Source organism: Fibrella aquatilis, assembly GCF_017353255.1.
Taxonomy (GTDB): Bacteria; Bacteroidota; Bacteroidia; order Cytophagales; family Spirosomataceae; genus Fibrella; species Fibrella aquatilis.
The window spans coordinates 13,534-26,643 of record NZ_JAFMYU010000014.1 but is presented as its reverse complement, the minus strand read 5'-3'; the positions used below and the strand labels follow the sequence as shown (position 1 = coordinate 26,643).

13 protein-coding genes are annotated in these 13,110 nt (G+C 52.6%); 8 read left to right on the top strand and 5 right to left on the bottom strand.

What is annotated here, in order from left to right:
- Positions 1-143: 143 nt before the first annotated feature.
- From J2I48_RS16810 to J2I48_RS16795, 4 genes are all read right to left on the bottom strand, one after another.
- On the bottom strand, positions 144-1,166 hold the full coding sequence (locus J2I48_RS16810) for a zinc metalloprotease (protein WP_207336639.1): 1,023 nt from the start codon (positions 1,164-1,166) through the stop codon (positions 144-146).
- 143 nt (positions 1,167-1,309) lie between these two features.
- Positions 1,310-2,329, bottom strand: coding sequence for an MlaD family protein (locus J2I48_RS16805; protein WP_207336638.1), 1,020 nt, complete (start codon positions 2,327-2,329; stop codon positions 1,310-1,312).
- A 19-nt stretch (positions 2,330-2,348) separates the two neighbouring features.
- On the bottom strand, positions 2,349-3,116 hold the full coding sequence (locus J2I48_RS16800) for an ABC transporter ATP-binding protein (protein WP_207336637.1): 768 nt from the start codon (positions 3,114-3,116) through the stop codon (positions 2,349-2,351).
- A gap of 11 nt (positions 3,117-3,127) precedes the next feature.
- Positions 3,128-3,928, bottom strand: a complete 801-nt coding sequence (locus J2I48_RS16795) for an MlaE family ABC transporter permease (protein WP_229376403.1) — start codon at positions 3,926-3,928, stop codon at positions 3,128-3,130.
- A gap of 211 nt (positions 3,929-4,139) precedes the next feature.
- Between J2I48_RS16795 and J2I48_RS16790 the strand changes: the two genes are divergently transcribed.
- The 7 genes from J2I48_RS16790 to gldJ all read left to right on the top strand — a co-directional run bounded on the left by J2I48_RS16790 (position 4,140) and on the right by gldJ (position 11,962).
- Positions 4,140-5,078, top strand: a complete 939-nt coding sequence (locus tag J2I48_RS16790) for a ring-cleaving dioxygenase (RefSeq protein WP_207336636.1) — start codon at positions 4,140-4,142, stop codon at positions 5,076-5,078.
- A 1-nt stretch (position 5,079) separates the two neighbouring features.
- On the top strand, positions 5,080-5,721 hold the full coding sequence (locus tag J2I48_RS16785) for an alpha/beta hydrolase (protein ID WP_207336635.1): 642 nt from the start codon (positions 5,080-5,082) through the stop codon (positions 5,719-5,721).
- 12 nt (positions 5,722-5,733) lie between these two features.
- The gene (locus tag J2I48_RS16780; RefSeq protein ID WP_207336634.1) at positions 5,734-6,027 is read left to right on the top strand and encodes a muconolactone Delta-isomerase family protein; all 294 of its coding nucleotides are present in this window, start codon (positions 5,734-5,736) and stop codon (positions 6,025-6,027) included.
- 45 nt (positions 6,028-6,072) lie between these two features.
- Positions 6,073-6,573, top strand: a complete 501-nt coding sequence (locus J2I48_RS16775; RefSeq protein ID WP_207336633.1) for a guanyl-specific ribonuclease — start codon at positions 6,073-6,075, stop codon at positions 6,571-6,573.
- Positions 6,574-6,658: 85 nt separating this feature from the next.
- Positions 6,659-7,102, top strand: a complete 444-nt coding sequence (locus J2I48_RS16770; protein ID WP_207336632.1) for a barstar family protein — start codon at positions 6,659-6,661, stop codon at positions 7,100-7,102.
- Between the two features lie 151 nt (positions 7,103-7,253).
- Positions 7,254-10,682: a transcription-repair coupling factor gene (mfd, locus tag J2I48_RS16765; RefSeq protein WP_207336631.1), complete on the top strand. Its 3,429-nt coding sequence runs from the start codon at positions 7,254-7,256 to the stop codon at positions 10,680-10,682.
- 11 nt (positions 10,683-10,693) lie between these two features.
- Positions 10,694-11,962, top strand: a complete 1,269-nt coding sequence (gene gldJ / locus J2I48_RS16760; RefSeq protein ID WP_207336630.1) for a gliding motility lipoprotein GldJ — start codon at positions 10,694-10,696, stop codon at positions 11,960-11,962.
- A gap of 37 nt (positions 11,963-11,999) precedes the next feature.
- Here gldJ and J2I48_RS16755 read toward each other — a convergent pair whose 3' ends face one another.
- Positions 12,000-12,623 carry a ComF family protein gene (locus J2I48_RS16755; RefSeq protein ID WP_207336629.1) on the bottom strand — a complete coding sequence of 208 codons (624 nt, stop codon included), beginning with the start codon at positions 12,621-12,623 and terminating at the stop codon, positions 12,000-12,002.
- Between the two features lie 132 nt (positions 12,624-12,755).
- On the opposite strand from J2I48_RS16755, the gene J2I48_RS16750 reads away from it, so the two are divergent.
- On the top strand, positions 12,756-13,106 hold the full coding sequence (locus tag J2I48_RS16750; protein WP_207336628.1) for a hypothetical protein: 351 nt from the start codon (positions 12,756-12,758) through the stop codon (positions 13,104-13,106).
- Positions 13,107-13,110 lie beyond the last annotated feature (4 nt).

Sequence of the window (13,110 nt, the reverse complement as noted above, 5' to 3'; positions counted from 1 at the left end):
AAACAAGTAGTTAGTATTAATATATCGTTATACTAATAGCCGACATCGCCTATGCCTGCGTCACAAAAAAAGCTTTTCCACAATGCGTCTAGTGCATCGTGGAAAAGCTTTATCAGGCAGACAACCTAACTTAGAGCAGCTTCTTAAGGCGCAAAGCTGGCGCGTGGGCCACCCGGCGAAAATATGGCCCGGCTGCGGGTTTTTTGGCCTTCCGAGAACATAAACATGCACAGGTCATCGGTGTAGTCCATGTAATTCATGAACATGTCGCCGTTGGTGGTGTTGCCACAAGTTCGGCGCGGGAAAGATGGACAACCAAAGTTGCTCGTTGACTGGGTTGGGGTGTCGGCTACGAGGTCATTGCCGCACGAGGCATCGCCCCAGATGTGGCGCAGATTTAGCCAGTGACCAATCTCGTGCGTAGCCGTGCGGCCTTTGTCAAACGGGGCACCATAATAGCCTGCTGCCAGGCTGCTGCTGCCGAAATACTTGGGACTGATCACCACACCGTCTGTGGCCGCTGCGCCGCCCGGAAACTGTGCATAGCCCAGAATACCGCTGCCGATGTTGCAGATCCAGATGTTGAGCGTAGTGGTGGGCGAGACAGGAGCCACACCACCGTAGCTGGTTTTCTTCATCGCGTCAGACGTGCCCCAGGTGGTCATGGCCGACGCCTTACGGTCGATGCTGGCAATGCGAAACTGGAACTGCATATTCGAGGCTAATGATGCAAACGCGGTGGGTACCTTCGAGATGTCGGTGTTGGTTTTGCTGTAGTCACGGTTTAGTACGGTAATCTGCGACTGAATCTGGGCATCGGAAATGTTTTCCTGCGGCGTAGACGAGTTGTAGATCACGTGAATGGCAATGGGAATAGTCAGCGTGCCAACCAGCGGACCCGTAGACAGTGCGGATGGGTCTGTCTTCAGCAGCAACCCAAGCCGATTGGTGTGGGCTTCAATGTCATCCATCTTCCGTTGAAGACCGGGGTTTTCTTTCAGTTGTTTTCCCAGTACATCCATAGAGGCGCATTGCCGGGTAGGTGCCTCTTCACGACCACCATTGGGCATGTTTGTGGCCGTGGGTTCGCTGACGCTGGAATCCAGACAGGCCGAAGCCGAACAAATCAACCCGGCTATCAGGGCATAAACGGTAAATTTTTTCATAGAAATGCGGTTGATTTTGGTCAATCAACAAAGTACGCGCATTAGGCTGACGCGTAAACCACATTACAGCAAAAATTTCACCAAACTACCTCGACCCTTTCTTTCTCGTTAGTAGTCAGCCACTTATCTGTTTTCCCTGTTGGTCAGCGAGTTGAATCAACGGGGGCGGGCAGGCCATTTTTTTCGGCTTCTTTGGCCTCTTTTGCTTTCTGCTTTTCCTGCTTTCTGAAATACCCCCGGAACAGGAAGTTGCTCTTGAGGGCTTCCATGTTCTGGTCTAGTTTCTTGGTACTACTGTTCAGATTTCGGATGGTGCTGCGAATATCGTTACCCACCGAAAGGTCGCTGGTGAGCACACCAATGGCACTGTTGCCGTTGTTAAGTTTCTGGGTAGCCTGTTTCACGTCGGCCACTACGTCGTTGGCCGAGGCCGTTGCCTGCTTCAGTCGCGCCGTTGAGGTCCGAATGTCGCGCATGACGGTGGTGTCGGTGATGAGGTCGTTGGCCAGGGTGCCGGGGCGATTTAGTTTGGCCGTAAACGTGGCCAGCGAATTGGTCATCGTAGCCGCATTGGCCGATGCCCGCTGCAAACCCGCCATCGACGACTGGAAGTTGCGCACAATGGTTGAGTCGTAGAGCAACGCGCCCGCCAAACCACGCCCACTCCGAACGCGAGTAACGATACTGCCCACGTCGGTGGTGATTTTCAGCAGGTTGCGGTTTGTTACCTGCAAGGTATCCAGGATAGATTCGGTGCTGAGGGCCTCCCGAACGCGGAGTTGATCGTTTTCGTCAACGGGTGGGTGACGCTGGGTGCCGCCCACAATCACGATCAGTTTGTTGCCAATCAGCCCGTCGGAACCCAGCGTGGCCATGGCATCTTTCCGAATGTAGGATGCCGCGCTCTGCTCGATGTTCATATCGACTTCTACTTTCGACGAACCCACGAAACTGATCCGTTTGACGGTACCAATTTTTACGCCCGAAAACCAGACGTTATTACCCGTTTTCAATCCGGCCACGTCATTGAAAACGGCCTTGATCTGAATGGTCGATACAAAACGTTTCTGTTGACCACCTAAAAACAGAATGCCCGCCGCTAGCAGCGCCAAGCCAATTAGTACAAATAAGCCGACAATAACGGCACGTCGATTTGATTTCATAGTGTTGATGGATGGTGCCTTATTCAGTGAAGTTGTAGTGATAAAACTGTTGTACGCGTTTGTCGTCGGTGGCGAACACTTCGTCGAAGGTGCCTTCGCGCTGAAACTGCCCGTCGAAAAGCATAGCCACGCGGTCGCCGACTTCTTTAGCGCAGGTGAGATCGTGGGTGATGATAATAGCCGACGCCCCCCGCCGTTCCTGCACGTCGTTGATGAGGTTGTTAATGTCGGTGCAGGTGATGGGGTCCAAACCAGCTGTAGGTTCGTCGTAGAGCATGATTTCGGGCTTGAGCATCAGCGTCCGGGCAATACCGATACGCTTACGCTGCCCGCCCGACAGTTCAGATGGTACCTGGTTGATGGCCTGTTTCAGCCCCACGTCGTCCAAGGCTTCTTCTACCGCCCGGTTGATCTCGGCCCGCGACAAGTTTCGCACATTGCGTACTAAGGGAAATTCGAGGTTTTCGCGTACGGTCATGCTGTCGTAGAGGGCGCTGTTCTGAAACGAAAAGCCCACCTTCAGCCGTAGCTTGTCCAGTTCGGTGGTATCGCTGGCTACCACATCCTGCCCCAGTACCACTACCCGGCCTGTATCGGGCTTTAATAGTCCCACTAATACCTTGATTAACACCGATTTACCAGTTCCTGAGCGGCCTAAAACCACCAGGTTTTCGCCCCGGTAGAGGCTCAGATCAACTCCCTTTAGCACCTCATTGTCGCCAAACGCAACGTGCAGATTCTCAATCTCGATGACCTTCTCAGCAGGCTTTTTTGGCTCGTTGTTCATAGCGCGGCGGATTAAAAGCTACGGATGGCGCTGACGATTTGCAGCGAGAACAACTCTTCGATAAACACCAAAAACATGGATGTCACCACGGCAGCGTTGGCCGCTTTCCCAACGCCTTCGGTCCCTTTCGATGAATTATACCCCTGGTAGCAGCCCACCATGCCGATAGTAAACCCGAAAACGACCGATTTAGCCAGCGACGAGAAGATATCGAGAAATGTGATTGTGTTGAATACTTCCGAAATAAAGCTGCGGAAGCTGGTGGCCTCGTTGCTATTCACATTCAAAAAAGCACCTAACAAACCCACCGAAATGGCATACATGGTCAACACAGGAATCATAAACGTAGTGGCCAGTACCCGCGTGGAAACCAGGAACTTAAACGGTTTTGTGGCCGACACTTCCATGGCGTCGATCTGCTCGGTCACGCGCATGGAGCTTAGTTCGGCCCCAATGTTCGAGCCTACGCGCCCGGCGGCGATGAGGGCCGTGACTAGGGGACCAATAGCCCGCACCAGCGCAATAGACACCAGCGACGGCAACCACGACGTAGCCCCAAACTGCGCCAGGGACGGCCGCGATTGGTTAGTAAACACAATACCCGTGATGAAGCCCGTTAGCGAAATGAGGGGTAGCGAACGAACGCCTACTTCGTAACATTGCCGGATGATCTCGCGGCCCTCGTAAGGAGGCAGTAACACTTCGCGGAAGAACCGGCCCACAAACCGCGTCACCTCATACAACGCAACAAGCATTTTGTCGAGGCGGGGAGTAAGCACGGGACGTGGGGTAGTAGGGGAGGGGGGACTCATAAACGAATTGACGTTGGAGCAATAGACACGATGTAGCGAATGGGTAAGCAGATTAACTCAGTGTTAGGCAAGTGGTTCATTTACACGAGGCAGCGGGCCATGTGGGTTATAGACTTAGTTATTCCTTATTTGACTGACCAGATAAATTGAACAAAATAAGATTTTTTCGTGTATATACATTAAATACATTTGTTTTTAACCTGATTTACTTATGGCAACCCTCATCAATGGCCTTCACCACGTGACGGCTCTGGCTGGTGATACGCAGCGCAACGTTGATTTCTACACCCATGTGCTGGGGCTTAGGCTGGTGAAAAAGACCGTCAATTTTGATGCCCCCGACGTGTATCACCTTTACTACGGCGACGAAACAGGCTCTCCGGGTAGCATTCTGACCTTTTTCCCCTACGGCAACATACCTCGCGGGCGCAAGGGAGCTGGTCAACTGACATACACCGCTTTTTCAGTACCCGTTGCAGGGATGCAGTTCTGGCTCGACCGGTTGCACCAGTTCCAGATTGCTTACTCCACACCCGCCAAACGGCTGGCCGAAACATTCATTCGTTTTGAAGACTACGACGGCATGGGTATCGAACTGGTTTTCAACGATATAGATAAACGGCTTGGCTACAGCAACGGACAAATTCCGCTCGAGTTTTCGGTGCGGGGGTTTCATACTGTTACCCTCGATCAACTCAAACCCGACCGTACCGTTGATCTGCTCACCAACGTAATGCAGCACCGGTTAGTTGCCGAAGAAGCCAATCGGTTCCGGTTCGAGGCGGGCGGTGGCGGGCCGGGCAACTACGTCGACGTGCTGGTTGATCCCAACAGCATACGAGCCTTGCAGGGAGCGGGTTCGGTGCACCACGTGGCCTTTTCAACTGATTCCGACGAGACGCAACTACTTATTAGTCAGCATCTTTCCGACGCCGGTTATGTACCCACGCCCGTGCAGGACCGCAATTATTTCCACAGCATTTATTTCCGCGAACCGGGCGGTGTGCTGTTTGAAGTGGCCACTAATCCGCCTGGTTTTGCCGTTGACGAAACCCCTGAAAGCCTGGGTACAGGCCTTATGCTACCACCGCAGTATGAATCCCGCCGCACCAAACTGGAAGCCGCTTTGCCAACGATTGTGTTGAGCTAACATGACACACAACCCAAGCAATTTTCTCACAGCCGGCGTACCCCTGGAAAAGGCCAATCGGGTGATGGTGATGGTGCACGGACGGGGCAGTTCGGCACGGGACATTCTTTCGCTGACGGCGCACCTGAACGCGCCAGATATGGCTTTTGTGGCTCCACAGGCTACGGGTGGTACCTGGTACCCCTATTCGTTTCTGCAACCCACCGAGCAAAACGAGCCGGGGTTGTCGTCGGCGTTGACGTTGCTGGCCATGCTCAGGGCACGCTTACAGGCCGATTATAACCTGAAAACGCCGCAGCTATACTGGCTGGGATTTTCACAAGGTGCATGCCTGACGCTGGAGTTTGCTGCCCGCAATCCGGCTGTTTACGGGGGTATTTTTGGCCTTAGTGGCGGGCTTATTGGCCCTGACGGCACCCCGCGTACATATGAAGGCGCCCTGACTGGTACACCCGTGGTGCTGGGATGCAGCGACGTGGATTCGCATATTCCGAAAGAGCGGGTGCTGGAAACGGCAGCAGTTTATGAGCGTATGGGCGCTGTTGTGCAGACCAAACTTTACCCCAATGGCGGCCACACAATTAATGAAGATGAGTTATCTTTGGTTAACACGGTACTGGCCAATACCCTGGCTGGCCGTTAACCAACAAGTACTATGAGCCAATTTATGGTCGAGTTTACGCTGGCAGAAATGGATGAGGTCTTTATGTCCAAAATACCATCGCAGCGGGCCAAAATCAACGAAATGATGGAACAGGGACGCATTTTGTCCTATTCACTTTCAGCAGACCGGGCCAAATTGTGGTGCATTGTCAATGGTGATTCGGAGCTTGAGGTGCTGGAAACGATTTCTGAATTCCCCCTCATCAACTATATGAAACCCGACGTGAGCGAGCTAATGTTCAACAACGTCGTGTCGCTCCGGGTACCCATGTTTTCGCTGAACTGAACACTAAACCTATAAGGTCTTCAGAACCTTATAGGTTTTTTTGCTATGCGCCATTTCCTGTTTCTCTTTCTCCTTTTTGGTGCCTCGATTCTGGCTGACTGTCAGTCGAGTACGAAAGAAGCTGCTACAACGGAGCAGGGGCAGTCGTCGCGTAAGAAACACCACCGGCGGCATTATAATAAGCAATATCAGCAACGCGACAGCAGTAGCTCAATAACTGGTTATCAGCAAGATACACGCTCAACCAGAACAGGCAGTGCCCGTAGGCAGGCAGCACCGATTCCGAGAAAAGCGTATGACGTGCTCGCCTACGTTCGGGCTAATGGCCGAGCCATGGATGGGTATGTGGGCGGCCGACGGTTTGGTAACTTCGAGAATCATTTACCCCGTTCCGGCCCCGACGGCAAACCAATTGATTATCAGGAGTGGGATGTAAACCCGAAAGTACCGGGCCAGAATCGGGGCACCGAACGCCTCATTACCGGCTCTGACGGCCGCGCCTGGTATACCAGTGACCATTATAATACGTTTACGGAACTGAAATGAGGTTTAACGTCTAAGGTTCAATGTTTAGGCGACCCCGTCTAAACATTGAGCCTTAGACGTTAAACCTCAAAACTCCCCTCCCTTCATGGCTGCTAACTTCATCCTTTCCTCATCCGAAGCGGCGTTGGCCGACCGGTTCCCTGATCACTTGGTGGCGCATATTGATGGCAGCAAGGCCAAAACGCTCCGGCAGTTCTATGACCAGATTGCCGATGCGCTCGAATTCCCACATTTTGGCAATAATCTCGACGCGCTCAATGATGCCCTGAATGATTTGCAATGGCTTGAAGATGAGCGCATTGTACTCTATTTCACCAATACCGATCAGTTCATCATTCAGGAGCGCGACCCCAAAAAGCTGGCTTCTATCCTAGCCATTCTGGAAGCCACTGTAGAAGACTGGAAATGGATGGCCGACGATGAAACTGACATGGCCGACAAGAAAGAGTTGTCGGTTGTTTTTGAAAAAAGTCCCCGCATGGAACAGATGTTGGAGCAGGAGGGTATCGCTTTTGAAACTGTAGGATAGAGCTACGCAAATACAGCCCACAGAATCAGTTCGGAAGGAACATTTCGGGAGTGTTCAGGTTTGTATTTATGCCGCCGGGTTTATCGCCTGGCGGCTTTTCGTGTTCCTACCGGCCACTTTTGGCGGGTGAACGTTAGACTACTTTTTAGCTTTGACGACTACCGAATTTCTGTCCTTGTACGCTGAGGACCCCTTCCTTCAACTCCTGGCTCAGCCACTGCTGGAACGCAACCCGGCAGAGCCATCTCGCGTGCAGGTGAAAGGCATCACGGGTAGCCTCGACGCCGTGATTGCAGCCACGCTGACGCGCCAAGTGCCCGGCACCCACCTCTTTGTCCTCACCGACCGCGAAGAGGCGTCCTACTTCTTTAATGACCTCCAGAACCTGCTTGGGTTTTCTGACCGACCGGCTAGCTCGGTAGACTCTTCGAGCAACGTGCTGTTGTTTCCGATGTCGTACAAGAAACCGTATCAGTACGAAGAGGTCGAAAACGCCAACGTGCTTATGCGGGCCGAGGTGCTTAACCGAATCAGTTTGGGGCCAGCAAAGTCAGACACAGCGGCAGTCAACAAAGCGCCAACCAGCCTGATCGTAACCTACCCGGAGGCGCTCTCGGAGAAGGTGATTAATAAACGGTCGTTGCGCGAGAACACTATGGCCGTGCGCATAGGCGACAAGCTCGATACCAACTTTGTGTCGGAGATGTTGCAGACGTACGAGTTTGAGAAAACCGACTTTGTCTACGAAGCCGGGCAGTTTTCAGTGCGGGGGGGTATTATCGACGTGTTTTCGTTTGCGTCTGAGTTTCCCTACCGGATCGAACTCTTCGGCGACGATGTAGAAAGTCTCCGGCATTTTAACCCCGAAACCCAACTTTCGACGGATAGATTAGAGCAGATCAGCATCATTCCCAACGTGCAGACTCGTCTGACGCAGGAGGTCCGCGAATCGTTTTTAGACTTTTTGCCCAAGGACACCTGCCTGTGGTTTAAGGATATTGAGTATGCGCTGGAGATAGTGGAGAAAAGCTTCGAGCAGGCCGAACTGAGCCTCTCGCGGGCAGTGGGCAACGGCGATATTCAGGTAGTGGAAAACCCCGAAGCGCTATTCGAGACTCGCCGGGCGTTTTTGAATCAGGTTAAGGCGCTGACCACGGTAGAGTTTGGCCGAAAGTTCTATTTTAAAACCGACTCGAAGCTTTCGTACCCGTCTAAGCCGCAGCCGTCATTCAACAAGGAATTTAAACGGGTGGCCGATGCGCTGAATGATTTCCGCACCAAGGGCTACACCACTATCATCGTGGCCGAGTCGTTCAAGCAGCTGGAACGGCTTCGTACTATTTTCGACGAGATTGACCCACTGCTGAAATTCCAGACCATGCAGGTCGGCATCCGCGAGGGTTTCTCCGACGATACGCTGAAAATTGTCTGCTTCACCGACCATCAGATTTTCGACCGGTATTTCAAGTACCGTGTCCGCGACAAGTTCAGCAAGTCGAAGGCCCTAACCCTGCGTGAACTCAAGACCCTGCAACCCGGCGACTACGTAACCCACGTTGACTACGGCATCGGGCGGTTTGCCGGCATGGAGCGGGTTGACATGAACGGCAACGATCAGGAAGCAATCCGGTTGATCTATCGGGATAATGACATCCTGCTCGTGAGCATTCACTCACTCCACAAGATCGCTAAGTATAGTGGGAAGGAGGGAGGCCCACCCACGATGAGCAAGTTGGGTACGCAGGAATGGGATCTGCGCAAGTCGAAGGTGCGCAAGCAGGTTAAAGACATTGCCCGCGAATTGATCGCTTTATATGCAAAAAGGCGAAACGCGCCAGGCTACGCCTATTCGCACGATTCCTTTCTACAAGCCGAATTGGAATCATCGTTTATTTATGAAGATACCCCCGATCAGGCCAAAGCGACCAACGATGTCAAGAACGATATGGAGAAGCCGCACCCCATGGACCGCCTCGTTTGCGGCGACGTGGGCTTCGGTAAAACAGAGGTAGCCATTCGCGCCGCGTTCAAAGCCGTAACCGACAACAAGCAGGTTGCCATGCTCGTGCCGACCACGATTTTGGCCATGCAACACTACAACACCTTCAAAGAGCGACTGGCCAACTTCCCGGTTAAGATCGGCTACATCAACCGGTTCAAGTCGGCAGCTCAGGTGAAGGAAACCCTGAAGCAAGCGGCATCGGGCGAGTTGGGTATTCTTATCGGCACACACCGGCTGGTGAACAAAGACATCAAGTTCAAAGACCTTGGTCTGCTGATTATTGACGAAGAGCAAAAGTTTGGTGTAAAAACCAAAGACCGGCTGAAGGAAATGCGCGTGGAGGTGGACGTGCTTACTCTGACGGCTACACCCATTCCGCGCACGTTGCACTTCTCACTCATGGGTGCCCGCGACCTTTCGGTCATTGCCACACCGCCACCCAACCGTCAGCCCATTACGACCGAGATCCACGTATTCAGCGACACCGTCGTGCGCGACGCCGTGAGCTACGAACTGCGCCGGGGTGGGCAAGTCTTCTTTGTACATAACCGCGTGGGCGACATCGAATCCATCGGCAACATGATCAAGCGGCTTGTACCCGACGCCCGCATTGGTGTGGCTCACGGACAAATGGAAGGCGACAGGTTAGAGAAAGTAATGACCCGCTTTATTGAAGGCGAAACCGACGTGCTGGTGTCGACCAACATCATCGAGTCGGGGCTGGACATTACCAATGCCAACACAATCATCATCAACCAGGCGCACAACTTCGGGTTGTCTGATCTGCACCAGATGCGGGGTAGGGTAGGGCGGTCAAATAAGAAGGCGTTCTGTTACCTGCTCACGCCCCCGGCTTCGGTGCTGTCGTCCGACTCGCGGAAGCGGCTGCAAACGCTGGAAGATTTCTCGGACCTGGGCGAAGGGTTCAAGATCGCCATGCGTGATCTGGACATTCGGGGAGCGGGTAATCTGCTAGGGGCTGAACAGAGTGGTTTCGTGAATGATCTGGGCTACGAAATGTATCATCAGATTCTGGACGAAGCCGTGCAGGAACTACGCGAAACCGAGTTCAAAAACTTGTTTATGGATACCCCTGATGTGTTCCGCCCACTACTGCCCGACACGGTGATCGAGACTGATCTGGAGGTGCTGATTCCAGAGAGTTACGTGACCAACATCTCCGAACGCCTATCTTTGTACACCCGTTTAGATAGTATCCAGAACCCTACTGAACTTCAACTGTTTAAGAAAGAAGTAGCAGACCGGTTCGGGCCAATTCCGGCCGGGGTCGAGAATTTGTTCAAGCTGGTGGCCGTTCGCTGGAAAGCCGAGCAGTTACACCTGGAAAAACTGACGCTGAAAAATACGATTGTGAAAGGAACCTTCGTTTCTTCCGAGAAAGACAGTCAGTCTGACTCGTTTTTCACATCTGACCGCTTTGGCAAGGTAATTGACTACATCAAAAAACACCCCAAGTTGTGTTCGTTGAAGGAGGTCAAGAACAGGCTCATTTTCACGCATGAACACGTGAATGGCGTCGACCAGTTGAACCGTATTTTAGCCGAATTAACTGAATAAGTACACACAAAATGATTCAGAAGTATCACCTGCAACGCGCCGCTTATGTACTCCTGGCCACGGCTGCGCTGGCTGCCTGTAAGCCCAAACACCCAACCAGTGTAAAGCCGGGCAAAGAAAGCACGGCCACGGGCATCGCCTACAATAAAAAGGACGGCTTTGCAGTAAAGAAATTCGCGGGGGCCAAGGCGGGACCCAACCTTGTTTTTATTGAGGGTGGCCGCTTTACGCTGGGTGCGCTGGAAGAAGACGTGATGAACTCACGCGATAACCGCGAGCGGACGGTGAGTATCCAATCGTTTTACATGGACGAAACGGAGATTGCCAACATCCACTACCTCGAATACCTCGACGCTATCCGCCGCGACTCGTCGGAGGAAGTGTACACCCGTGCGTTGCCCGACACTAACGTCTGGGCTAATCCACTTTCCTTTAACGACTCATACGTGACACAGTACCTCCGCTACCCATCATTTCGGTATTACCCGGTGGTAGGGGTATCTTGGGTACAGGCAAATGATTATGCCTCATGGCGGACGGGGGCCGTTAATGCCGATCTATATGCCAAAGGCAATTCTTCAGGCAAAAAGAAAGGCGGCTTCTCGCTGAAGAAAAAGTCGAAGCAAGCCGAGGCTGAAACAGTGGCTGCCGCTGAAACACCAACCGCTGCCGCAGCCAAACCTAGCCTCGAGAGTGGTTTGCTGTTGCCCGATTACCGCTTGCCAACCGAGGCCGAGTGGGAGTATGCTGCCAAAGCGCTGATTGGTACGCAATACGTTGACGAGAACCAGTCGAACCAGCGGATCTACCCATGGGACGGTTCGTCGGTGCGGAATCCCAAGAAAGGCCGCAAACAAGGTCAGATGCTGTCGAACTTCAAGCGCGGGCGTGGTGACTACGCCGGTATCGCGGGCCGCTCAAACGACGGAGCTATCATTACCGAGCAGATTTACGCTTACCCTGCCAACGATTTCGGTCTATATAACATGGCCGGTAACGTAAACGAGTGGGTGTATGACGTGTATCGTCCTCTGTCATTCCAGGTTGAAAACGACCTCAACCCGATTCGTCGGAATGGATATCTGGACGAAGCCAAGAACTACGATAAGAAGAACAATAACTCAATCATCGACGATAAACTTCGTGTTTATAAAGGTGGCTCGTGGAGCGATGTGGCTTACTGGCTAGCACCTGGTACCCGCCGGTTTATGGATCAGGATTCAGCTACGGCTACGATTGGTTTCCGTTGTGCCATGATCGGCGTAGGCCGGAGCCGGTAGTCCACCAAAACATACACAGTGCTAGGCGGCCACTCGACTATCGGGTGGCCGCTATTGTTAGTATTCCGACGGTCTGACAACCCGCCTCTCGCAAGGCAACCACACAGGCCTCCAGCGTGGCACCCGTGGTTAGTACGTCGTCTACCAGGGCCACATGTTTTCCCCGAACGGCGGCGGGATCTTTCACGCGGAAAGCCAAGGCCACGTTTCGCCAGCGCTCAAACCGGTTTTTGCGCGTTTGAGAGGCAATAAATTTGGTGCGCTCCATCACGTCTTCCCGGTAGTTCAGTTGCATGGCTTCAGATAGTCCCCGTGCAATCAATTCGCTTTGGTTGTATCCCCTTTGCCGTCTGCGTGTGGGATGTATAGGCACCGGTATCAGCAAATCAGCCCACAAAGGCTTGGCCGAGGCGCTCAGTAATTCATATCCGTGCCACAAGCCCAGCCGATAGCCTAATTCTGTTTTGTGGCGGTATTTCAGTTGGTGGATGATCCGTTGCATCCGGCTTTTTTTCGTGAAGTAGGCGTATGCATACACGTAATCAACCAGCACACGGCCGCTGAATTTCTGGCGCAACTGTTCCTGTTCTTCGTCGGTGGTAATAATCGGCAGGTCCATCCGGCAGGTGCTGCACAGTCCCTTTTCTTCGCCGTACATCATTCGGTAACAGCCGCTACAGAGTACAGGAAAAAAGAGATAAACGAAATTCTCGAATACGGAGCGTATGAACGGAATCACCGGCAATGGTCGTTTCTATAGTGTAATTTTAGTCATTCGTAATCAGTATCCTAAATGCAAACCGATCCGTCAACGCTACACACCTGGGATGACCTCATGGATCGTCTCACCGACCTAGTAGGTAAACGTCCCGCCGATCTTAACGGGGTGCTTTTTTTAATCGGGATGCAGGAATTGGGGCGGGGGCCAAAGCGGTTTTCAAAAGAGCAGAAGCAGGATCTTCTTCACGTGGGTGTGTGCACTGTGCTGGTGGAACCTGGCTATTACGAACGGGCCGGTTTTGACAAAGACAATTGGCCTTTGTTTAACTTATTAAAGCCATTGCCTTTCGGCGACGTTTTTGCTCAGGAAGATTTATTGAAACAACACGTGCTCAACTATTTCGCCGCCCTTTTAACCGAATAGCCTT